The sequence below is a fragment of the Allokutzneria albata genome, from assembly GCF_900103775.1.
GTDB classification, from domain to species: Bacteria; Actinomycetota; Actinomycetes; order Mycobacteriales; family Pseudonocardiaceae; genus Allokutzneria; species Allokutzneria albata.
The window spans coordinates 6733535-6756360 of the sequence record NZ_LT629701.1 but is presented as its reverse complement, the minus strand read 5'-3'; the positions used below and the strand labels follow the sequence as shown (position 1 = coordinate 6756360).

At 70.7% G+C, this 22826-nt stretch carries 21 protein-coding genes; 8 read left to right on the top strand and 13 right to left on the bottom strand.

Annotation, left to right across the window (positions count from 1 at the left end):
* Positions 1-9: 9 nt before the first annotated feature.
* Together BLT28_RS30810 and BLT28_RS30805 are read right to left on the bottom strand one after the other, a co-directional pair.
* Entirely contained in the window at positions 10-1503 is a 1494-nt protein-coding gene (locus BLT28_RS30810; protein WP_030432809.1) for an MFS transporter, read from the bottom strand.
* Positions 1500-2255 carry a GntR family transcriptional regulator gene (locus BLT28_RS30805; protein ID WP_030432808.1) on the bottom strand — a complete coding sequence of 252 codons (756 nt, stop codon included), beginning with the start codon at positions 2253-2255 and terminating at the stop codon, positions 1500-1502. The genes BLT28_RS30810 and BLT28_RS30805 overlap by 4 nt, the downstream gene beginning before the upstream one ends.
* 296 nt (positions 2256-2551) lie before the next feature.
* On the opposite strand from BLT28_RS30805, the gene BLT28_RS30800 reads away from it, so the two are divergent.
* The 6 genes from BLT28_RS30800 to BLT28_RS42925 are packed head-to-tail and all read left to right on the top strand — an operon-like array spanning position 2552 to position 8407.
* Positions 2552-3817 carry an extracellular solute-binding protein gene (locus tag BLT28_RS30800; RefSeq protein WP_030432807.1) on the top strand — a complete coding sequence of 422 codons (1266 nt, stop codon included), beginning with the start codon at positions 2552-2554 and terminating at the stop codon, positions 3815-3817.
* A gap of 7 nt (positions 3818-3824) precedes the next feature.
* Entirely contained in the window at positions 3825-4790 is a 966-nt protein-coding gene (locus BLT28_RS30795) for a carbohydrate ABC transporter permease (protein WP_030432806.1), read from the top strand.
* Positions 4787-5602, top strand: coding sequence for a carbohydrate ABC transporter permease (locus BLT28_RS30790; protein WP_030432805.1), 816 nt, complete (start codon positions 4787-4789; stop codon positions 5600-5602). Before BLT28_RS30795 ends, BLT28_RS30790 begins: the two co-directional genes overlap by 4 nt.
* A 6-nt stretch (positions 5603-5608) precedes the next feature.
* The gene (locus BLT28_RS30785) at positions 5609-7036 is read left to right on the top strand and encodes a glycoside hydrolase family 3 protein (RefSeq protein WP_030432804.1); all 1428 of its coding nucleotides are present in this window, start codon (positions 5609-5611) and stop codon (positions 7034-7036) included.
* Positions 7033-8073, top strand: a complete 1041-nt coding sequence (locus BLT28_RS30780) for an SIS domain-containing protein (RefSeq protein ID WP_030432803.1) — start codon at positions 7033-7035, stop codon at positions 8071-8073. The genes BLT28_RS30785 and BLT28_RS30780 overlap by 4 nt, the downstream gene beginning before the upstream one ends.
* A 22-nt stretch (positions 8074-8095) precedes the next feature.
* Positions 8096-8407 carry a VOC family protein gene (locus tag BLT28_RS42925; protein ID WP_407638830.1) on the top strand — a complete coding sequence of 104 codons (312 nt, stop codon included), beginning with the start codon at positions 8096-8098 and terminating at the stop codon, positions 8405-8407.
* A 301-nt stretch (positions 8408-8708) separates the two neighbouring features.
* Here the strand turns inward: BLT28_RS42925 and nagA are convergent, their stop codons facing one another.
* Positions 8709-9935 carry an N-acetylglucosamine-6-phosphate deacetylase gene (nagA, locus tag BLT28_RS30775; RefSeq protein WP_081900732.1) on the bottom strand — a complete coding sequence of 409 codons (1227 nt, stop codon included), beginning with the start codon at positions 9933-9935 and terminating at the stop codon, positions 8709-8711.
* A 252-nt stretch (positions 9936-10187) separates the two neighbouring features.
* On the opposite strand from nagA, the gene BLT28_RS30770 reads away from it, so the two are divergent.
* Both BLT28_RS30770 and BLT28_RS30765 read left to right on the top strand, forming a co-directional pair.
* Positions 10188-10865, top strand: coding sequence for a FadR/GntR family transcriptional regulator (locus tag BLT28_RS30770; RefSeq protein WP_030432801.1), 678 nt, complete (start codon positions 10188-10190; stop codon positions 10863-10865).
* Positions 10866-10982: 117 nt separating this feature from the next.
* The gene (locus tag BLT28_RS30765) at positions 10983-13832 is read left to right on the top strand and encodes a BREX system ATP-binding domain-containing protein (protein WP_030432800.1); all 2850 of its coding nucleotides are present in this window, start codon (positions 10983-10985) and stop codon (positions 13830-13832) included.
* A gap of 59 nt (positions 13833-13891) precedes the next feature.
* Here BLT28_RS30765 and BLT28_RS30760 read toward each other — a convergent pair whose 3' ends face one another.
* The 10 genes from BLT28_RS30760 to BLT28_RS30715 all read right to left on the bottom strand — a co-directional run bounded on the left by BLT28_RS30760 (position 13892) and on the right by BLT28_RS30715 (position 22825).
* Positions 13892-14200, bottom strand: coding sequence for a hypothetical protein (locus tag BLT28_RS30760; protein ID WP_030432799.1), 309 nt, complete (start codon positions 14198-14200; stop codon positions 13892-13894).
* A 291-nt stretch (positions 14201-14491) separates the two neighbouring features.
* Positions 14492-15028, bottom strand: coding sequence for a M23 family metallopeptidase (locus BLT28_RS30755; RefSeq protein ID WP_052408042.1), 537 nt, complete (start codon positions 15026-15028; stop codon positions 14492-14494).
* 112 nt (positions 15029-15140) lie between these two features.
* Positions 15141-15974 carry an amidohydrolase family protein gene (locus BLT28_RS30750; RefSeq protein WP_043813675.1) on the bottom strand — a complete coding sequence of 278 codons (834 nt, stop codon included), beginning with the start codon at positions 15972-15974 and terminating at the stop codon, positions 15141-15143.
* Positions 15971-16951: an aldo/keto reductase gene (locus BLT28_RS30745; RefSeq protein WP_030432796.1), complete on the bottom strand. Its 981-nt coding sequence runs from the start codon at positions 16949-16951 to the stop codon at positions 15971-15973. Before BLT28_RS30745 ends, BLT28_RS30750 begins: the two co-directional genes overlap by 4 nt.
* Entirely contained in the window at positions 16933-17259 is a 327-nt protein-coding gene (locus BLT28_RS30740; protein ID WP_030432795.1) for an L-rhamnose mutarotase, read from the bottom strand. The genes BLT28_RS30745 and BLT28_RS30740 overlap by 19 nt, the downstream gene beginning before the upstream one ends.
* Positions 17259-18245, bottom strand: a complete 987-nt coding sequence (locus BLT28_RS30735) for an ABC transporter permease (protein ID WP_030432794.1) — start codon at positions 18243-18245, stop codon at positions 17259-17261. The genes BLT28_RS30740 and BLT28_RS30735 overlap by 1 nt, the downstream gene beginning before the upstream one ends.
* Positions 18238-19740, bottom strand: coding sequence for a sugar ABC transporter ATP-binding protein (locus BLT28_RS30730; protein WP_030432793.1), 1503 nt, complete (start codon positions 19738-19740; stop codon positions 18238-18240). The genes BLT28_RS30735 and BLT28_RS30730 overlap by 8 nt, the downstream gene beginning before the upstream one ends.
* The gene (locus BLT28_RS30725) at positions 19741-20763 is read right to left on the bottom strand and encodes a sugar ABC transporter substrate-binding protein (protein WP_030432792.1); all 1023 of its coding nucleotides are present in this window, start codon (positions 20761-20763) and stop codon (positions 19741-19743) included.
* Between the two features lie 32 nt (positions 20764-20795).
* Positions 20796-21533, bottom strand: coding sequence for an SDR family NAD(P)-dependent oxidoreductase (locus tag BLT28_RS30720; RefSeq protein WP_030432791.1), 738 nt, complete (start codon positions 21531-21533; stop codon positions 20796-20798).
* Entirely contained in the window at positions 21530-22825 is a 1296-nt protein-coding gene (locus tag BLT28_RS30715; protein WP_030432790.1) for an enolase C-terminal domain-like protein, read from the bottom strand. Before BLT28_RS30715 ends, BLT28_RS30720 begins: the two co-directional genes overlap by 4 nt.
* Between the last annotated feature and the right edge of the window lies 1 nt (position 22826).

Genomic DNA, 22826 nt, shown 5'->3' with positions numbered 1-22826 from the left:
ACGTTTGAACTACTTGTTCATCCGTGCACGGATGTGCGTGGGCGGACCTTCCACACCACACGCCAGGCACTCCCCGGGCCGGGGCTGCTCAGCCACTTCGGCGGGCTCCCCGGTCCCGAGCGCGGAGTTGTCGATCCCCAGCGCCAGCACTCCGCCGAGGGCCGTGAGCACCGCGCACACCACGAGCGCGACCTGCCACGCGGCCGTCATCGCGGCGGGATCGGTGTATGCGTCGCCGGTCAGGCCCACCGCCGGCGGCAGCACCGCGACCGCGAGCAAGGTGCCGGTCCGCGCCACGGCGTTGTTCACCCCGGAGGCGACACCGGCGAACCGGTCCGGCGCGGCGGCGAGCACGGTCGCGGTGACCGGGGCGACCATCGCCGCCAGCCCGAGCCCGAACACCAGCAGGCCGGGCAGCACTCCGGTGAGGTAGCTCGCCCCCGGGACGGCGAGGGTCAGCATCAGGGTGCCCGCCGCGATCAGCAGCGGTCCGGCCACGAGCTGGAGCCGGGGGCCGACGCGCTGGGCGAGCTTCCCGGACCGCGCGGACAGGACGAGCATCAGCACGGTGATCGGCAGGCTGGCCAGCCCGGCCGCGGTCGGCGAGTAGCGCAGCCAGACCTGCAGCTGCAACACCAGCAGCACCATGATCGAACCGAGCGCCGCGTAGACCACCAGGGTCAACGCGTTGGACAGCACGAACGTCCTGCTCGCGAACAGCGAAGGCGGTACGAGGGGTACCCGGCGCCGGGTCTGCAGCACGCAGAAAGCGATCATCGCCGCGAGCCCGCCGATGCCGCCGACGAGCACGAGCGGATGCGTCACGCCGAGCCCGGGCGCCTCGACGAGCGCGGCCGTCACCCCGGCCAGCCCGAGCGCTCCGACAACGGCGGAGAGCACGTCGGGACGGCGGGCGGCCTCGGGATCACTGGACTCCGGGACGTGCCGCAGCGCCATCCAGACGCATGCGGCGGCCATGGGCAGGTTGATCAGGAACGCCAGCCGCCACGAGCCCGCCTGGATCAGCAGCCCGCCGACCAGGGGGCCGATGGCCGTCGCGACGCCGGAAAGCCCCGACCAGGCGCCGATCGCCCGCGCCCGCTGGTCGCGCGGGAAGGCCGACTGCAGGATCGCCAGCGCGCCCGGCGCCAGCAGCGCTCCGCCGATGCCTTGCAGCACCCGCGCGAGGACGAGCAGCGTCGTGGTCGGCGCGAGACCGCAGAGCAGCGACGCGAGGCCGAACCACACCGTGCCGATGACGAACATCCGCCTGCGGCCGAAGATGTCGCCCAGCGATCCGGCGACCAGGATCAGCGCGGCCAGCGACAGCAGGTAGCCGTCGAGGATCCACTGCAGCCCGGCGACCGAGGCGCCCAGCTCGTCGCCGATCGCGGGCAGCGCCACGTTGACGATCGTGCCGTCCAGCATGGCCATGCCGGAGCCGAGGATCGTCGTCGCCAGCACCGCCCTGGCCTGGGGTGTCCCCCAGACGACCGTGCTCATCCCTGGGGCGGGTTCAGCCGGGCCACGAACTTGTAGCGGTCCCCGCGGTAGATCGAGCGCACCCATTCCACCGGGTTGCCCTCGGTGTCGAAGGAGTGCCGGGACAGCAGCAGCATCGGCAGGCCGATGTCGGCGCCGAGCAGCTCGGCCTCCTCCGGCGTGGCCAGCGCGGTCTCGATGGTCTCGTCCGCGTGCGCCATCTCCACGCCGAAGCGCTCGCGCAGCACCTGGTAGAGCGAGCCGCCGACGCCGATGTAGCGGCGCAGACCGCGGAAGCGGCCCAGCGCGAGGTGAGTGGTCTCGATCGCCATCGGCTCGCCGTCGGCCAGCCGCAGGCGCCGCAGCCGCAGCACCTTGGCGCCCGGCCGGACCCCGAGGTAGCGGGCCAGCTCGGCCTCTGCGGGCTGCTCGCTGGACTCCAGCAGCCGGGAGGTGGGCTGGCGGCCCTGGGCGCGCATGTCCTCGGTGTAGGAGGACAGCTGCAGCCGCTGGGCGACCTTGGGCGCGGCCGCGAAGGTGCCCTTGCCCTGCACCCGCAGCAGCCTGCCCTCGACGGTCAGCTCGGCCAGCGCCTGCCGGACGGTGGTGCGGGAGACGTCGAAGTCCGACGCGAGGGAGCGCTCGGTGGGGATCGGCGAGCCGGGCGGCATGGAGCGCAGCAGGTCGAGCAGGTGGCGCTTGAGCCCCCAGTACTTCGGCTCGCGCTGGGTGCGGGGGTTGACCCCGGCCTCCGACGGCGTCGCGTCGAGCATGGCGTCTGCGCTCCTTCCCCGCGGACTGTCCGGTCCTGTCAAGCATGCCCTAAGCAGGGCCGGAGCCGGTGCAGGTGGCCCCGAACGCGGCTTTACAACGTCTTGGCAACTGCCTTGACAGTGCCGAGTGGTCCGGACCACTCTGCACGCATTGGTCTACACCACTTCTGTTCGCCTGGCCACTGATCAGGCGCAACGGGCGGCCGTCGGGGCAGCGGGACTGTGGCGAGACAGTCCCAGGGCGGTTTCGTCGCGCGTGCGATCAGGCGCCGGGCTGTTGTGAAGGGCGGCAATCAGTGAAGGCTTGGGCAAGGGCGGCGACAGGCGCCGTGGCGGTGGCGTTGTTCGCCACCGGCTGCGGCGGTGGCGGCGGGACGTCGGCGGGCTCCGGCGAGCTCACCGTGTGGTTGATGAACGGGTCGGCGCCGACGTCGCTGACCGACGAGCTGCACAAGGAGTTCGAGAGCAAGCACCCCGGTGTCAAGGTCAAGTACGAGATCCAGCAGTGGACCGGCATCCAGGACAAGCTGACCACCGCGCTGGCCGGCAACCAGCCACCTGACGTGGTCGAGCTGGGCAACACCCAGAACCCGAAGTTCGCCAAGGAAGGCGTGCTCACCGACCTGACGGCGGACGTGAGCGAGCTGGGCGGCAGCCAGTGGCTGGAGGGCCTGAAGCAGTCCGGCGCCTGGCAGGGCAAGCAGTACGGCGTGCCGTTCTACGCGGCCAACCGTTCGGTGATCTACCGCAAGGACCTCTTCGACAAGGCGGGCATCACGGAGCCGACCTCCCGCGCGGAGTGGCTTGAGGCCATCCGCAAGCTGAAGGCGGCCAACGCCTCCGACCCCGAGTTCCAGCCGCTGTACCTGGCCGGCCAGAACTGGTACTCGCTGCTGTCGTTCATCTGGGACGAGGGCGGTGACATCGCCAGGCAGGAGGGCGAGAAGTTCACCGCGACGCTGGAGACTCCCCAGGTCCGGTCGGCGCTGGAGTTCTACAAGCAGCTGGTCGAGGTCTCCGCGACCAAGGCGCCCAAGGACGCCGACGAGCAGAAGCCCGAGCAGGCGGGCATCTACGGCCAGGGCAAGGTCGGCATGATCATCGGCCTGCCGTGGGAGGTCGACACCGCGGCCAAGACCGACCCGTCGATCAAGTCCAAGTCGGCCGCGTTCCCGATCCCCTCGAAGAACCCGGGCACCACGGCGCCGGTCTTCCAGGGCGGCTCGAACCTGGCCATCCCCGCGGGCAGCAAGAACGCCGCGCTGGCCAAGGACTACCTCAAGCTGATGACCAGCGCGAAGTACCAGTCGCAGCTGGCCAAGGGGGGCATGGTGCCCGGCACCTCCAAGGACACCGGCGAGCTGGAGGCCAGCCCGGTCGGCGCGGCCATGGCCAAGGGCTCGCGCAACGGCAGGGCGGTCCCGGCCAGCCCCAAGTGGAGCACGGTCGAGGAGGGGCAGAACCCGTTGAAGGACATGCTGACCGCCTACCTCACCGGCGCCAAGGACGCGACCAAGGCGACGGCGGACGCGGCGGCCAAGCTCAACGGCCTGCTCGGCTGAACCAACCGTGACCGCGACGGTTGACGCGGTGGCGCCGGTGGGACCTGTCCCTCCGGCGCCTTCCGCTGTGCGCAGGCGCCCCTTCGGGGAGCGCGCCCTGCCGTACCTGCTGCTCGCCCCGGCGGTGCTCGCGCTGCTGGTGATGCTGGGCTGGCCGGCGTTGCAGGTGGTCCTGATCAGCTTCCGCAAGCTCGACCTCGGCGAGCTGGTGCGCGGCGAGGTGGTCTGGACGGGCTTCGACAACTACGCCGAGGTCCTCGGCGATCCCGATTTCTGGAGCATCACGCTGCGGACCGTGCTGTTCACCGCGGGCTGCGTGGCGGGGACGGTGCTGGCCGGGCTGGGCATCGCGGTGCTGATGCGGCACATCGGCCCCAAGGTCCGCATCGTCCTGCAGATCACGCTCGTGCTGGCGTGGGCGGTGCCGATCCTCGCGGCAACCACGGTGTTCCAGTGGATCTTCGACCAGCAGTACGGGATTCTGAACAAGACGTTGGTGCTGCTGGGTTTCGAGTCCTTCTCCGGGCACTCGTGGTTCGCCACCGGGGCCTCGACGATGGTGGTGATCGGCCTGCTGATCGTCTGGCAGGCGGTGCCGTTCATCGCGTTCACCCTCTACGCCGGGCTGCTGTCCGTCCCGCGTGACCTCTACGAGGCGGCGGGCATGGACGGCGCGAGCGGGGTGCAGACCTTCCGCGCGGTGACCTGGCCGTCGATCGCGCCGCTGGTGACGATGTCGACGTTCCTGTCGGTGCTGTGGGACTTCAAGGTCTTCGCTCAGGTGTGGGCGATCCGCGAGGGCGGCCCGGACGGCGGCAGCACCACGTTGCCGGTGCTGCAGTACCTGAAGGGCATCGCGAGCAGCCACTTCGGGGTCGCGGCCGCGGTCGCCGTGGTGATGACGCTCGTGCTGGTCGTGTTCACCGCGCAGTACCTGCGCATGCTGCTCCGCTCCGGCAGGGAGGAACTGTGAAGCGATTCTCCTTGTCGGCGCTGGCCTTGATCATCGCCGCGGTGTTCGCGTTCCCGACGTACTGGATGCTCTCGACGGCCTTGAAGCCGAGCGGTCAGGTGCTCAGCTCGCGCTACGACCTGGTCCCGTTCGAGTTCACCTTCGACAACTTCGTCACCGCGGTCACGAAACCGGGCTTCTCCTCGTTCCTGACCAACAGCCTGGTGGTGACCATCGGCGCGGTGCTGCTGGCGCTGGTCGCCGGGCTGCTCGCGGCGATCCCGCTGTCCAGGCTGAAGTTCCGCGGCCGCAAGGGTTTCCTGCTCCTGGTGCTCATCGCGCAGATGGCACCGCTGGAGGCCCTGCTGATCCCGATGTACCTGATGATGCGGGACCTGGACCTGCTGAACACCCTGCCCTCATTGCTGTTGGTGTACTTCGCGACCACGCTCCCGTTCACCATCTGGACCTTGCGCGGCTTCGTGAACGGCATCCCGGCGGAGCTGGAAGAGGCGGCGATGGTGGACGGGTGCAGCCGGTGGCAGGCCTTCCGCCGGGTCACCCTGCCGCTGCTGGGCCCGGCGCTGGTGTCGACGTCGGTGTTCTCGTTCGTCACGGCGTGGAACGAGTTCCTCTACGCACTGGTGTTCATGCGGGACAAGACGAACCAGACCCTGCCGGTGTGGCTGTCGTCCTTCAAGACGGCCTTCGGCACCGACTGGGGCGGCGCGATGGCTGCCTCGGTGGTCTTCGCCGTTCCGGTGCTGACGTTCTTCCTCATCGTGCAGCGCAACCTGGTGGCCGGCACGACCGCCGGCGCCGTGAAGGGATAGTCCGCTATGGAGCTACGGCGGCTCGTGGATTCCGTTCTGCTCCCCGGTTTCCTCGGTACGACTCCCCCGGACTGGGTGCTTCGCCGGGTCGCGGAGGGCCTCGGCGGTGTGGTGTTGTTCGCCCGCAACGTGGTTGACGACGAGCAGGTGGCGGCGCTGACCGCGGCCCTGCGCGCCGAACGGCCGGACGTGGTGGTCGGCATCGACGAGGAAGGCGGCGACGTCACCCGCCTCGACGCGGCGACGGGATCGTTGGTGCCGGGGAGCTTGGCGCTCGGGGCGGCCGACGACATCGCGTTGACCTCGGCGGTCGCGGCCTCGCTGGGGGCGAGGCTGGCGGAGTGCGGGGTGACCGTGGACCTCGCCCCGTCCGCCGACCTGACGCTCACCCCCGACGACCCGATCATCGGGGTGCGCGCGTTCGGCTCCGACCCGCAGCGGGCGGCAGCGCACGTCGCCGCCTACGTGTCCGGTATGCAGAGCGCGGGGATCGCGGCCTGCGCCAAGCACTTCCCGGGCCATGGCGCGTCCACAGTGGACTCTCATCACGCCCTGCCGGTGCTGCCGAGGACCGAGCGGCAGCTGTGGGACACCGAGCTGGTCCCGTTCCGCGCCGCGGTCGACGCCGGGGTGCGCTCGGTCATGAGCGGACACCTCGTCGTGCCGGACTGGGGACCCGAGCCCGCGACGACGAACCGGCACGCGCTGACCGAGGTGCTGCGCGGTCAGCTCGGTTTCACCGGCGCGGTGATCACCGACGCGCTGGAGATGGGTGCGGTCGCGAACATCGCCGATGGCGCGATCCAGGCGCTGCTCGCGGGCGCCGACGTGCTGTGCGTCGGCGGTGAACTGGCCGACGCCGACATCGTCGATCGGCTCGCGGCGGCACTGGTCGATGCGGTTCGGTCGGGCGTCCTGCCGGAGGAACGGCTGGCGTCGGCGGCATCCCGGGCGCGGTCGCTCGGCGGCCCGGTGACACCGTCCGGCACGTGGGACGCCTCGCTCGGGGTGACCGCGGCCCGGCGGGCGCTGCGGGTCACCGGGACGCTCGCACTGAGCGCTCCACCGCTGGTGGTGGACGTCGAGGTGGCACCGACCATCGCGGCCGGGCCGGTGCCGTGGGGCCTCGGCCCGCACCTCGCCGAGCTGATCCCGGGCACGGAGGTCGTCCGGACGACGGGTGAGCTGCCAGCGGTGTCGTCCGACCGGCCCGTCGTTGTTGTGACCCGGGACGCCCACAGGCATTCTGAAGCTCGCGATCTCGTGCTCAGCCTGGCTAAGATTGGTCTAGACCTGGTGCACGTGGAAACGGGCGTCCCCGGTCCCGACCTGGGCAGCGCTGCCCGCATCGACACCCACGGCGGTTCGTACGTCAGCCTGCGCGCCGCCGCCGAGCTGCTCGCCGCGCACGCGGCGGGGGAGGACAGCCGATGACCAGCCAGCCTGGCCGCCACATGACGGCGGAGATCGCCGAGCAACCGGTCCTGTTCGACAACCTGGTGCGCCGGGCCCCGGAGATCGCCGCGGTCGCCGAGCAGATCAAGCGCCGCGCCCCGCGGTTCGTGCTGCTGGCCGCGCGGGGTTCCAGCGACCACGCCGCGCTGTACGCGAAGTACCTCATCGAGGTGCTGCTCGAACTGCCCGCCGGTTTGGTCTCGGCGTCGACCACCACGCTCTACGGCGCGCAGCCGGATCTCACCGACGTCCTGTTGATCACGGTCAGCCAGAGCGGTGGCTCGCCCGACCTGGTCGAGGTGACAGAGTCGGCCCGGCGCCGCGGCGCGCTGACCGTCGCGGTGACCAACACCGACGACTCGCCGCTGAACCAGGTCGCCGAACTGTCGGTGGACGTGGGCGCGGGCAAGGAGTTGGCGGTCGCGGCGACGAAGACCTACAGCACCACGTTGCTGGCGCTGTACCTCCTGGTCGACGCGATCCGCGGGGGCAAGGCAGAGGCCGCCCTCGACATCGGCGCGCTCGCGAAGTCCGCGTTGGACGGCTCGGAGGGCGCGGTTGCGGAGGCGGTGCAGCGCTACCGCTTCGTCGAGCGCATCCTGGCGACGGGCCGTGGCTACTCGTACGCCAGCGCGGCCGAGGCCGCGCTGAAGCTCGCGGAGACCAGCTACCTGGCCGCGCGTGCGTACAGCGGCGCCGACCTGTTGCACGGACCCGTCGCCGCGGTCGACGGTGAGACCGCCGTGCTCGCGGTGACCAGTGCGGGCAAGGGCGGAGACGCGATGCGTGAGGTGCTTGAGGTCGTGCGGGCGCGCGGTGCGGACGTGTGCGCCGTGGGCTCCGCGTCGGCGGATGTCGCGGCAGCACTGCGGATCGGCGTGCCGATGTGCCCGGAGGAGCTGTCCCCCGTCTTGGAGATCCTGCCGTTGCAGCGCCTCGCGCTCGGCTTGGCGCTCGCGCGCGGCGGTGACCCGGACAGCCCACGCGGACTGTTGAAGGTGACCAAGACGCGGTAGACCCCATGCGGCGTTGATTACCGTGAAGGTAATCAACGCCGCATTCTATTCACGCCAAACATTTGCGCATACCGCAGGCACGAATAGGATCCGGACCACTGCCCAACCTATTCCAGGGACGATTATCACCTTCCGCGTCACTGATCTCGACCGCTCCCTAGCCTTTTACGAGGGAGTGCTCGGGTTCGCCGTCGACCAGTCGCGGGAGTGCAAGCGCCGGTTCAGGATATCGCTGGCAGTCCGGCTCGTGCAGCACCCGCGCCGCTTCCCGGCACACCGCGCGGCGGGCGTTGCCACCAAAGGGATTCAAGGGTCCCCGTCGCCGGAGCACTGATCAGTTCCCGCGATCCGGACAACATCCAGTGGGAGTTCTTCGCCAATCAACCGGGCTGAGCCGGCAGTTCGGGAATCGCGTCGAATCCACCGCTTCATCGGGAGTGGCCTAGCACGCCCCCCCCCCGACACGCGGGCGCCTCAACGGCATCAGGAGCGGCTGGTTGTCCACATCGGAGGTGGTTGTCCACAGATCCCGTGACGGCGTCGGCCCTCCCCCGCCGGTGCCCGCATCATCGATGCGAGGGCACCACGCGAAGGAGGGCCGATGGTGAAGCGGATGGAACAGCGAGGACCGCCGGTCAGCGTCCGGCGGCGGGGAGGCGCGACTCCCCGGCCCGCGCAGTCCCGCGGCGGGTGACGCGACCGTCACGGGCGTCGAAGGCGACCTCGCCGTCCACCCACACCTGGCGTGGCCGCAGTTGGGGATCCCACCACACCAGGTCGGCGACGGCCCCGGGCTCGATGCGGCCGAGCCCGTGCTCACCGAGGACGTCCGCGGGCACCGTGCTCGCCGAGGCGAAGACCACCGCGGGGTCGACGCCGAGGGAGACGATGTTGCGGACGGCCCGGTCCATGGTGAGCGCGCTCCCCGCGATGGTGCCCTCAGGGGAGCGCGGCACCCCCTCCTCGGTCAGCAGCACGTCGGATCCGCCGAGCTGGTACCGGCCCGGCGGCATCCCGGCGGCGGCGACCGCGTCCGTGGTCAGCGCGACCCGCTCGGCGGCCGCGTTGAACACCAGGCGGCACACGTCCGCGTCGACGTGGGCGAGGTCGGCGATCAGGCCGAGGGTGAAGCGCTCGTCGACCAGCGCGGTGCCGGGGACGCCCGGCTCGCGGTGGCCGAGCCCGCGCTGAGCGTTGAACAGGTGCGTGACCATGGCCGCCCCCGCGTCGGCAGCGGCCTTGGTCTCCGCCCCGGTGGCGTCGGTGTGGCCGACCGACACCAGCACTCCGGCCTCGCTCAGCCTGCGGACCGCCTCCAGCCCGCCCGGCCGCTCCGGCGCCAGGGTGACCACGCGCAGCGCGGCGCGCAGCCGCTCGTCGTCCAGGAGCAGGTCGATGGCGGCGGGCTCCGGGTCGGCCATCAGGTTCGGATCGTGCACGCCGTGCCGAAGCGGCGACAGGAACGGGCCTTCGAGGTGCAGCCCCAGCGGCCGGGCGGCCGGGCGGTCCGGGAGGGTGGCGATCGCGTCCAGCACCGCGTGCGACTGCTTGACGATCAGCTCGACCGGGGCGGTGATCAGCGTGGGGACGAACCGGGTCACGCCGGTGCGGGGCAGGGCCGAGGCGACGGCGGCCATGCTCTCGGCGTCGACCTCGGCGAAGTCGACGCCGACCGCGCCGTTGATCTGGACATCGACGAGGCCGGGGGTGAGGACCCCGTCCTCCAGGACGTGGGTGGCGTCGGCACCGGGCGGTTGGCCCGCGCTGACGTCGGTGATCCGGCCGTCCTGGATGCGGACCGTCACCGGGCCGACCAGCTCCCGACCGAGCAGTGCGCGCTGAGCTGCGACAACGGCGTCCAAACTGCCCTCCCAATGGTTTAGACCATTATGGGGTGCGGAATCGTGTCAGTCCAGTGAATCCTTCACCAACTTAGGAGGAGGACAGAAAAAGCCCGCCTCGTCGAGGGGGCGGGACGAGGCGGGCCCCGCTGAGGTTACGCCAAATGGAGCAGCGTCCGCCACGGGAACCGCCCCGGGGCGGCGGGCGTCGACCCTACGATGCAAGACATCGGAGGTCTGACCGTCGACCTCCCCGAGCAGCCGGGAGTGCCCGTGGCCGTCACCGACGATGCGATCCTGCGGGTCCGCTCCATGATCGCCTCCGGCGAGCTGCGCCCTGGCGACCGGCTGCCCCGCGAGGCCGACCTCGCGGAACGCCTGGGTCTCTCGCGCAACTCGCTGCGCGAGGCGGTGAAGGCGCTGTCGCTGGTGCGCGTGCTCGACGTGCGCCAGGGCGATGGCACCTACGTGTCCAGCCTGCGGGCCGACGAGTTGCTCGGCGCGCTGTCCTTCGTGCTCGACCTGCACCGCGGCGACGAGTCGGTGCTGGAAGTGCTCGAGGTGCGCCGGATCCTCGAACCCGCGGCGGCCGCGCTGGCGGCGACCAAGGCGAGCGCCGAGGACATCGCCGCGCTCGAAGCGCTCTGCGACGAGAGCGAGCGCGCCGACTCGGTGGAACGGCTGGTCGAACAGGACCTGGAGTTCCACCGGCGCATCGCCCAGGTCTCCGGCAACGCCTACCTGGCGCGACTGCTGGACACGCTCGCCGGTCCGACCGTGCGGGCGCGGATCTGGCGCGGCATCAGCCAGGGCGGTGCCACGGACCGGACCATCGCGGAGCACCGGTCCATCGTCGCCGCGCTGGCCGCGGGCGAGCCGGACCTCGCGCGCTCCTGGTCGACGGTGCACGTGGCCGGCGTCGAGCAGTGGCTGCGCGAGATCAGCGAGTGAGGCGTGCCCGTGCGGGACAGCGCAGCCTACGTCACGCGCTGACCAGGGGGAAAGGCTTTGCCTTGAGTTCCCGATTCACCCTGTTGGCCGAACAGGGCGGGAGCTAGGTTTCCGGCCATGGGTGACGCGCCACCGGCGGTTGTCGGTCGCGAGCGGGAACTGGGGCTGGTGGCGGCCTGCCTCGACCGCGCGGCGCGGGGCGACTCGACGGTGCTGGTGATCGACGGGGCGAGCGGAGCGGGCAAGACCACGCTGCTGCGCACCGCCGCGGAAGGGGCGCGGGCGGCCGGTTTCCTGGTGCTGAGCGCGCAGGCGTCGACGGTGGAGCGGGACTTCGCCTTCGGTGTGGTGCGGCAGCTCCTGGAGCCCGGGGTGCTCGTCGTTCCGGAGCCCGAGCGACGGGAGCTGCTGTCCGGCATGGCGGAGCCCGCCGATCGGGTCCTCGGCATCTCCGGTGGCGCGGTCCACGAGGCGCCGGGACCGGACGTGTACGCGACGCTGCACGGCCTCTACCACCTCGCGATCAAGCTCGCGGCCCGGCAGCCGCTGCTGCTGGCCGTCGACGACGTGGAGCAGACCGACGCGTGCTCCCTGCGGTGGCTGGCCTACCTCGCGCGGCGGCTGGGGTCGCTGCCGGTGGCCATCGCGATGACCGTGGGTGCGGGGAGCGGCTGGACGGACCCGACGCTGCTCGCGGGGCTGACGGTGGACGCCACGCGGCTCACGGTGGAGGGGCTGGACCACGGCGGCTGCGAAGCGTTGATCGAGCACGAGTTCGGCGAGCCTGCCGCACTGGAGTTCACGGCGGCGTGTCGAGCGGCGACGGGCGGGAATCCCTTCCTGGTCAAGGAATTGGCGAAGGCGCTCGCGGCGGGCGGGACGCGTCCGACGGCGGGTTCGGCTCGGGCACTGCACGACCTGGGACCCGCCCAGCTCACGCAGACCGTGCTCACCCGGCTGCGGGCACGGGACCCGGCGCTCGCCGCGGTGGCGCGCGCGGTGGCAGCGCTCGGGGAACCGGATCTGGCGGTGGCCGCGGCAGCAGCCGAGCTGGACCTCACGGAAGCCGGCGAGGCGGCGCAGACGCTGGTGGCCCGTGGCGTGTTCCGGCCAGGGCCGTCGCTGGCGTTCGAGCACTCGATCGTCCGGGCGGCAGTCGCCGCCGATCTGTCCACTGTGGACTACGAGGTGGCCTGCGCACGCGCGGCGCGGTACCTGCACGACACGGGCGCGACCGCGGGGCAGATCGCGCCGTACCTGGTGCGCACCGGTGTCGCGCGCGGGCCCTGGGTGATCGGTGTGCTGGAGCGGGCGTGCCGTGAAGCGATGCTGGGCGGTGCTCCTGATGTGGCGGCGGCCTGCCTTCGCCGGGTGCTGCGCGAGTCCTTGCCCGAGTCGGCTCGATCCGCCGTGCTGTTCCAGTTGGGCATCGCGGAGCTGAGCCTGGACCCGCAGTCGGCGCTGGACAACCTCACGGAGGCGCACGCCCGCGCGCCCGACCCGCTGGCCAGGGCGGACATCGCGGTGATGCTCGCGCAGGAGTTGGCGGAGCGGGAGCGCTACACCGAGGCGACGGAACTGCTCGACGCCACGGCGAATGAGGTCCGCCCGGTGAACCGGGACGTGGCGGTGCGGTTGGAGCTGTGCTCGGTCTGCGTCTCGCTCGACGCCCATCACGTGGTGTCGGCGCTGGCAGACCGGCTCGCCGTGATCAAGCAGTACGACGACCTGCCACCGGAGACGGTGCGCTTCCGGCACGCACTGCTGACGTTCCTCGCAGCGGTCGACGGCCCTTCCTGGGGCGCGGCTTCGGATGCGGTGACCGCGGCGTGGACACAGCGCGTGCCGCCGCGGTCCTGGCAGGGCACGCCGTGGGACGTCACCAGCGGGTGGCAGTACGTCTACCTCGCGATCTCGTTGATCGTCACGGAGAAACTGGAGCTGGCCGACCAGTACTGCTCGGAAATGCTCGCCGAGACCACCGCGCTCGGGCTCTCGCTGGGCAGCGCCGCGTCGGAGGCCCTGCGCGCCCAGGCCCGGTTCCGCGCGGGTGCCTTGGCGGACGCCGAGGACGACGCGAGGTCGGCGCTCGCGGTGCTGGACGAGATCCGGACCGGGACCAGGACCGCGACGATCTTCGCACTGTCCACTTTGGTCGAGACGTTGGTCGATCGGGGTCAGCCGGAGGCGGCCGCGGCGGAACTGGAGCGGCGGGCGCTGACCGGCGAGCTGCCGCCGTCGTGGCGGTACAACTACCTCCTGGTGTCGCGTGGACGGCTCTGGCTCGCGCTCGGTGATCCGCGGCGGGCCCTCGCGGACGTGGTGGAGTGCGGACGCCGCTATGCGCAGCGCGGGATGACGGGTCGTTCGCCGCTGGCTTGGCGGATGCTGGCGGCACTGGCGCACCACGCGCTCGGGGAAGCGGACGCGGCGCGTGAGATGGCCGCGGTGGAGCTGGCGCACGCGCGGGAATGGGGCGGGCCGGTGCGCCTCGGGGTCGCTCTGCGGATCTCCGGCATGGTCGCCACTGAGCCGGAAAAGCTTTCCCTGCTGATGGAATCGGTCTGCACCCTGTCCACGTCCACGTTTCGCCTGGAGCGCGCATGGTCGCTGGCGGAGCTCGGCGCGGAACTGGTCCGGGTGGGGCGGATCGATGAGGCGGAGCCGCATCTGCGGGCCGCGATGGAGATCGCGACGGCGTGTGGCTGCGACGCGCTCATGAACGCGGTGCGCGATGCCCGTGGTGGAGTGCGGATGAACCGTTGCCAGAGCGGTGGTCTCACGCCGCACGAGCGACGGATCGCGGACCTGGCGGTGCGGGGCATGACCAACCGCGAGATCGCCGAAGCGTTCCTGGTGACGCAGCGCGCGGTGGAGCAGCACCTCACGCGGGTCTACCGCAAGCTCGGCATCAACCGGCGCTCGCAGCTCGGGATCGCGCTCCAGGAAACGGATCGCGCCCAGTAGGCGCACGAAAAGGCAGGCGCCCCTCGGGGAAGGACGCCTGCCGGTGTGTTCCCGTGGAACTACAGGACGATGACGGTGTTGGCCACGAGCGACCCGTCCACCTTGAAGCACAGCACCTTGACCTTGACCCCGGCGACCAGCTTGCCGGTGATCTCGGTGGCGGAGGTGAGCTTCACGGACACGGTGGCGCCGGTGCTGAGCTTGAGGCTCAGCTTGCCCGCGTTCACCGACACCACGGTCGCGCTGTCGAACACGATCTCGGCGGACGCGGTGGTCCCGGTGCCCGGGGCCGCGAACGCCGGGGAGGCGCCGAGCAGAACGGCACCGGAAACGGCGACGGCGGCGAGAAGCTTCGCGGAAATCGACATGTCCCCACTCCTTGCTGTCGAGGGATTGCTGCCAAGCGCCGTAATCGTGAATCGGAAAAAGCCTTGGTAACAACGGAGAAATCCGAAGCACCGGGCGTTGTCGGCCGGGGCTTCGGTATCGGTGTCGTGCTTCGGTATCCCGCACCGGCGGCGGGCGTGCGTCAGCGCGGCGGCATGGGAAAACGCCCCCACTCCGGTTATCGGCCGAGGTGGGGGCGTTGAGCAGGGGTGCGATCGGGGCTGTGGACAGGTGGGGTGGTTGTGGACAACTCCCCCAGGGGGACCGGGTTGTCAGCAGTTGTTGCTGCGGAGGTTGAACGGGCGGTTCGGATCCATCGTGTACTCGACGCCGTTGAAGATGGGTTTGACCCATTCGCCGTTCTCGCCGTTGTTGTTGCCGTTGGCGTCGCGGAGGAGCTCGTAGTGCAGGTGGGCGACGTCGGTGTTGACCTTGCCCACGGTGCCGATGCGCTGGCCGCGCAGGACGCGGTCTCCGACGTTCACGGTCCGGATGCTCATGTGCAGGTACAGGGTGAACCAGCCGTCGCCGTGGTTGATCTCCACGCCGCCGGACCTGGGGTGGATCTCGTTGACCACGCCGGGGGCCGCCGCGACCACGTGCGCGCCCTCGGTGGCGCCGTCGACCCGGAACATGTCGACCTTCTTGTCGTCGGGTGCGTGGCCGACGTAGGTGGTCATCGCCCAGGTCTGCCCGCAGGGGAACGGCAGCTGGAAGTTCGGGCGCGGAGCGGCGGTAGCGGTGGTGCTCAACAGGGTCAGGGACAACGCGCAGGCGGCGGCCAACGCGATCACAGGGTGCTTCTTCATGTGTGGGCTCCTCTGCAGGGGTGGGGGCCTGCCAACCAGGTTGTGACCTGCGTCGCAACCGGTCAAGGAACCGGCGCTCCCGTTTGAACAGAGCCAAAACCCTTGCGCGGCCCTACGCGATCCGGTACGTCTCCGCCGCGTTCGCGGTGAAGATCGCGTGCTGCTCAGCCGCGGACAGCGAAGCGGTGAGCGCCCGCGCAGCAGAGACCACCTCGGGATAGTCGGCCGCCAGCAGGCACACCGGCCAGTCGGAACCGAACATCAACCGCTCCGGGCCGAACGCCTCCAGCACCACGTCGAAGTACGGGCGCAGGTCGTCGACCGTCCACTGTGTCCAGTCGGCTTCGGTGACCAGGCCGGAGAGCTTGCAGGAGACGTTCTCGTTCAGCGCGAGAGCACGAATGTCCTCAGCCCACGGCAAAAGCTCACCGGAGGCGACCGGCGGCTTCGAGCAGTGGTCGAGCACGAAGCGGGTCGACGGCAGCGCCGAAGCGGTCTCCACAGCAGCGGCAAGCTGATGCGGCAGCGTCAACAGCTCGTAGACAAGCCCCTTGCCGGACACGGCCGACAGACCCCGAAGCACGTCGGGGCGACACAGCCATCGCGGGTCGGGCTCCCCCTGCACCTGGTGTCTGATGCCTCGAAGCCACGAACCACCACGTCCATCCAAATAGGACTGGAGGTGGTCGCCGACGTCGGGAGCGGTCAGGTCCACCCAGCCGACCACCGCGCCGACCAGGTCGGATTCTTCCGCCAGCGCAAGGAATTCCGGAGTCTCGTCGGGCACCGTCACGGTCTGCACCAGCACGGTCGCCGTGACATCCGGGGCCGCCGCGCGCAGGTCCTCGACGCCGAAGTTCCGTCGCAAGGGCGCCATGGCCGGACCGGTGATCCAATCCTGGTCGCGCACGTCCAGGTCCCAGAAGTGCTGATGTGCGTCGATCATGTCGGCACCGGCGCGTCCGGACGGAGCAAGCCCTCGGACTTCAGCGCGGCCCAGCACTCAGCGGGCACCGGGTCGCCGAACATGCGCGCGTTCTCCGCCATCTGCGGGCCAGTCCGCGCCCCGATCACCACCGACGCCACCGCCGGATGCCCCAACGGGAACTGCAGAGCGGCCTGCGGCAGCGTCACGCCGAACCGCCCGCACACCTCCGCCATCCGCCGAGCGCGGTCGATCAAAGCGGGCGGTGCGGGCTCGTAGTTGTAGGTCGCATCGGGCGCGACGACGGGCCGCGACAGGATGCCGGAGTTGAACACCGCGGCCGCGATCACGGACACCTGGCGCTCCGAGCACAACGGCAGCAGCTCGTCCAACGCCGACTGCTCGAGCAACGTGTAGCGACCCGCCAGCATCACCACGTCGACGGAGGTCTCCGCGACGAACCGCGCCAACATCTGCCACTGGTTCATGCCCGCGCCGATCGCGCCGACCGCACCCTTCTCGCGCAGCTCGGCCAGCGCGGGCAGTGCCTCACCGACGGCCTGGTCCCAGTGGTCGTCAGGATCGTGCAGCAGCAGGATGTCCACCCGGGACAGCCCGAGTCTGTCCAAAGAGGACTCGACCGAGGCGAGCACGCCGTCCGCGCTGAAGTCCCACACCCGCCGATGCGTTGCGGGAACGGCGAAACCGTTGGCCATGTCGTCGCCGACGACAGGTACCGGCTCCAGCCGACGACCGACCTTCGTCGAGATCACGAAGTCCGAGGCGGACGCAAGAGCCTTGCCGAGCCGCCGTTCCGACAGCCCGAGCCCGTAGTGCGGAGCGGTGTCGAAGTACGAGACCCCCGCGTCCAACGCCGCCGCGACCGAGCCCGCCGCGATCTCCTCGGAGACCTCGCGGTAGAGCCCGGCCATCGGCGCCGCTCCGAACCCGAGCGCGCTGACCCGGACATCAGTCCGTCCTAATTGGACTTCGCGCACGGCAGCTCCCACACCAGGCCAACGCCGGACTCCGCTCCGGAGTAGTCGTCGGCAACCTCCAGCAGCGACGCCATCCGCGCCTGCCACGGCACGTTGGCCGGATGCTCGCGCAGGTGCTCCCGCATCACGGCGTAGTCCTCGCACACCACCAGGTGGAACAGCTCCCGCCCGCTGCGCCAGATCCGCCAGGAGTGGACCCCGGCCGCGCGCAACGCGTCGTCGAGCGCGGCCGGGATCTCCGCGTGCACGCGGTCGTACTCCGCCTCCTTGCCGGGGCGGAGCCTCGTGTGCAGCGCGACCTCCTCCACTAGTCCTGCGCCTTCCCCGAGGTCAGCCGCGCCAGCATCAGCGCGATGAGGATGATCGCGCCGTAGATGGCCTGGATCCAGTGCGGCGACACCCCGCCGAGGGTCAGGATGTTCTCGATCAGCCCGAGGGCCAGCACACCGGTGAGCGCGCCGAAGATCGTGCCCTTGCCGCCGTCCAGGCTGACCCCGCCGATGACCGCGGCCGCGAACACCGTGAAGATCATCCCCTGGCCCTGCGCCGGGCCGACCGACCCGAGCCTGCCGGTCATCAGCAACCCGGCCAGCGCGGCCAGCAGGCTGGCGATGACCAGCACCGTCCACAGCACCCGCTCGGTGCGGATGCCCGCGGCGCGCGCCGCCTCGACGTTGCCGCCGATCGCGTAGATCGAGCGCCCCTGCCGGAAGTACGCCAGTGCCACGATCCCCAGTGCGAACGCCACCAGGCAGATCAGCACCGACGCGGGCACGCCGAACCACCGCGCGCTGCCGAGGTAGGTGAACGACAGCGGCACCTCGAACAGGTTCTGCCCCTCGGTGAAACCGATCTGCAGACCGCGCAGCACGGTCAGCATGCCCAGCGTCACGATGAACGCCGACAACTGGAGCTTGAGGATCAGGAACCCGTTGAACGCGCCGATCACCACACCGATCAGCAGGCACAGCGGGATCGCTGTCCACTCCGGCAGCTCCACGCCGAGCCCGTGGGCGGAGGCCGGGATGATCAGCCCGAGCGCCAGCGCCGGGGCGAGGCCGATGGTCGACTCCAGCGACAGGTCGATCTTGCCGCTGATCAGCACCAGTGCCTGGCCGAGCACCAGCAGGCTCAGCTCGGTCCGCTGCTGCAGCACGTTGGTCAGGTTGTCCGCGCTGAGGAACACCGGGTCCACCAGCGCTCCCACGATCATCAGCACGACGATCGCCGGGAGCAGCGCGAGGTCCCGGAAGCGCGCGAACCGCAGCCGGGGCGCGCTCGCCGTCTCAGTCATTGTCCGCTCCTTGTGAGACACCCTCGATCGCCGCGACCAGCTCCCCGTCGGTCCACCCGCGCGGGAAGCTCGCCGTCACCTCGCCGTGGAACATCACCAGCACCCGGTCGCACGGGCGCAGGTCGTCCAGCTCGTCGGAGATCACCAGCACCGCCGTGCCCTCCGCCGCGACCTGGTCGACCACGCCCAGCAAGGACTCCTTGGACCGCACGTCAACGCCCGCGGTCGGATCCGTCAGCACCAGCACCGAAGGATCGCTGGACAGCGCACGCGCCATCACCACCTTCTGCTGGTTGCCGCCGGAGAGCCCGGACACCGGTTGCTCCGGCCCCGAGGTCTTGATGCCGAGGTCGGTGATCATCCGTTCCGCGACGGCCCGCCGGCGGGTGGGCGAGATCGCACCGAAGCGGCCGAGCCGATCCATGATCGGCAACGTGGCGTTCTCACCCACCCCCAGCGTCGGGACCAGCCCCTCCTTGTGCCGATCCTCCGGCACGAAGCCGATCCCCGCCTTCAGCGCGTCGGGCACGCTGCCCGACCGCACCGCTGTCTGTCCCACGTGGACAGTCCCGGAGGAGACCTTGCGCAGACCGACCACGGCCTCGCCCAGCTCGGCCTTGCCGCTGCTGGCCGAACCCGCGATGCCGACCACCTCCCCCGCGCGCACCGTGAGGTCCACGCCGGAGAACGCCTCGGCGCTCAGCCCGGAGACCGAGAGCACCACGGGCGCGTCGTCGGGCAGTGGAGGCCGCGTGTGCCCGACGCGCAGGCCCGCTGCGTCCCCGGTCATCGCCGCCACCAGCTCGTCGGTGGACAGCGAGTCGACCGGGCTGGTGAGCACGTGCCGCGCGTCGCGGAACACCGTCACCGTCTGGCAGATCTCGAAGATCTCCTGGAGGTGGTGGGAGATGAACAGGAACGTCACCCCCGCCTCCTGGAGGCCCCGCATCCGCTCGAACAGCCGCTCGATCGCCGGACCGTCCAGCTGCGCGGTCGGTTCGTCGAGGATGATGAACCGCGCGCCGAAGGACAGCGCCCGCGCGATCTCCACCAGCTGCCGCTGTTCCACGGTCAGGTCGGCGGCGGGACGGGCAGGGTCGACGTCGACACCGTAGCTGGACAGGACGTCGGAAGCCTTGGCCCGCAAGGACTTCCAACTGATCAGCGACCGGCGTTCGAGCGACTGCCGGTTGATGAAGAGGTTCTCCGCGACGGTGAGCGCCGGGATGATCGTGGACTTCTGGTAGACGCAGGCGACCAAACGCCGCCACGCGTCCCGGTCGGCCAACGAGGGCGCGGGCGCACCGTCGAAGGTGACCGAACCGGCGTCCGCGCGGTTGAGCCCGGTCAGGATGGACACCAGGGTGGACTTGCCCGCCCCGTTGCGCCCGACGAGCGCGTGCGACTCCCCGTCGGCGACGGTGATGCCGACGTCGTCGAGCGCGACGGTGGAGCCGTACCGCTTGGTGACTCCCGTTGCTTGGACGGCGTTCATCTACTTGCCGATCTGGTTGCCCCACAGCTTGGGGTCGTCGACGTTGTCCTTGGTCACCAGCGGTGCGGGCAGCTGGTCCTCCAGCACCCCGTTGCCCACCTCGATGATCGTGCTGTCGTGGTCGGTCGGTCCGGGCTTGAAGGTCTTGCCCTCGATCGCCGCCTTGGCGTAGAAGAGCGCCCACTTCGCGTACGCGTCCGCGGGCTGCGAGACGGTCGCGTCGATCTCACCCTTGCGGATGGACTCGAACTCCTGCGGGATGCCGTCGTTGGAGACGATGGTGATGTGCCTGGGGTCGCCCACCGGGAACAGCTTGCCCGCGGAGCGCAGCACCTGCAGCGTCGCCGCCAGGTACACGCCACCCGCCTGCATGTAGATGCCGTTGATGTCCGGGTGCTGGGTGAGCCGGGTCTGCAGCGCCGCGGCGGCCTTGGTGTCCAGCCAGTCCGTCGGCTCCTCGAAGACGGTGATGCCCGGGTAGTTCTGCTTCATGCACGATGCGAACGCCTCGGAACGGTCGCGGCCGTTGATCGAGGACAGCGCGCCCTGGAACTCCACGACCTTGCCCTTGTTGCCGAGCTTCTCGCCGAGGTACTTGCACGCCTTCTCGCCGTAGGCCTTGTTGTCCGCGCGCACCACCATGTACGCCTTGCCCTTGTCCGGGCGGGTGTCCACGGTGACCACGGGGATCTTCTTCTGCTCCAGCTGCGCGAGCGTGGTCGCGATCGCCCCGGTGTCCTGCGGGGCCATCACGATCGCTTTGGCGCCCTGGCTGGTCATCGCCTGGACGTTGGCCACGAGCTTGGCCACGTCGTTCTGCGAGTTGGTCGGCGGCATCAGCCGCACGTCCAGCTCCTTGGCGAACTGAGGTGTGTACTTGATGTAGGAGTTCCAGAAGTCGGAGTCCGCGCGCGGGTAGTCAACGCCGATCTGCGCACCGCCGGTCGCGCCGCCACCGCAGGCCGCGACGGTGCCGAGCAGGGCGATACCGGAGATCAGGCTGAGGATTCTGCGTCGTTGCATGGAGTTCCTCTGGTGTCGTGTGTGAACCCGGTTCAGCTGAGCGGCCGCAGCCGCAGCCCGTGCATGCCGCCGTCGACGGCGAGCACGGTGCCCACACTGGCCCCGGAGAGCGGACTGGCCAAGTAGGTGATCGCTTTTGCCACCTCTTCGGCGGAGACCAACCGGCCGGTGGGCTGGCGGGCCTCCAGCGCGGCGCGTTCGGCCGCCGGATCCGCCGCCGCGTCCAGCAGCCTGCCGACCCACGGGGTGTCGACGGTGCCGGGCGCCACGCAGTTGACCCTGATCCCCTCGCGCACGTGGTCGGCGGCCATGGCCAGGGTGAGCGCGTACACCGCGCCCTTGGACGCCGAGTACAGCGCCCGCTGGGGCAGGCCCGCCCACGCCGCGATGGAGCAGGTGTTCACGATCGCTGCCGCCGGGGAGCGGCGCAGGTGCGGCAGCGCGGCACGACTGACCCGCGCGATGCCCACCACGTTGACGTCGAGCACGCGGAACCACTCGTCGTCGGTGTTGGCGGCGACGTCGCCCTGCGCGCCGATCCCGGCGTTGTTGATCAGCACGTCGAGCCGCCCGAAGCGGTCGACCGTGCGCTCGACCGCCGCGCGCACGGACTCGTCGTCCGCGACGTCGCACGCGATGCCGTCGGGGCCGGGGTTCACGTCCAGCCGGGCGACGCGCGCACCACGCGACTCCAGCTCGGCGGCGGTCGCGGCCCCGATGCCGGAAGCCCCGCCCGTCACCGCCGCGACCAGGCCGTCGAAGTCGTTCATGACGTGCTCCACTCGGGTCCGGAGGGATAGGCGAACCGGTGCAACGAGGCCGGGTGGATCTCGGCGGAGAAGCCCGGCGCGGTGGGGGTGGTGTACCGGCCGTTGTGGACGGTCGCCGGGGTGACGAAGTGCTCGTGCAGGTGGTCCACCCACTCGATCACCCGGTTCTCCCAGGTACCGGAGACCGCGACGAAGTCGAACATCGCCAGGTGCTGCACCAGCTCGCACAGGCCGACACCGCCCGCGTGCGGGCACACCGGCACGCCGAACTTGGCCGCCAGCAACAGGATCGCGATGTTCTCGTTCACCCCGCCGACCCTCGCCGCGTCCAGCTGGAGCACGTCGATCGCGCCCGAGGCCAGCAACTGCTTGAACACCACGCGGTTCTGCACGTGCTCGCCGGTGGCCACGCGGATCGGGCGCACCGCCTGCGCGATGGCGAGGTGGCCGAGCACGTCGTCCGGCGAGGTCGGCTCCTCGATCCAGTACGGGTCGAACTCGGCCAGCTCCTTCATCCAGCGCACCGCGTCCGCGACGTCCCACCGCTGGTTGGCGTCCACGGCGATCCGCACGCCGTCGCCGACCGCCGCACGGGCCAGCCGCATCCGGCGCACGTCGTCGTCGAGGTCACCGCCGACCTTGAGCTTGATCATGTCGAAGCCGTCCGCGACCGCCTGGCGGGCCAGCCCGGCGAGCTTCTCGTCGGAGTAGCCCAGCCACCCCGGCGAGGTGGTGTAGGCCGGGTACCCCTCGGCCAGCAGCACCGACATCCGTTCGGCGCGCCCGGGCTCCGCGGCCTCCAGCAGTGCGAGCGCCTCGTCGGGGGTGATCGCGTCGCTGAGGTAGCGGAAGTCGACGACGGAGACCAGTTCCTCCGGCGACATCTCCGCCATGAACATCCACAGTGGACGGTTGGCCAGTCGCGCCGCCAGATCCCACGCGGCGTTGACCACCGCGCCGATCGCCATGTGCACGACGCCCTTCTCCGGGCCGAGCCACCGCAGCTGCGAGTCGCCGACCAGCTCCCGCGACAGCGCGCCCAGTGCGGCGGCGTCCCTCGGGACCTCCCGCCCGAGCACGTGCGGGGCGAGCGCCTGGATCGCGGCGGCCTGGACGTCGTTGCCCCGGCCGATGGTGAAGGCCAGGCCGTGACCGTCGACATCGCCGTCCGTGCGCAGCACGACGTAGGCCGCCGAGTAGTCCGGATCGGGGTTCATCGCGTCGGAGCCGTCCAGCTCCCGCGACGTCGGGAACCGGATGTCGAGCACGTCGACGCCGGTGATGCGCGCCATC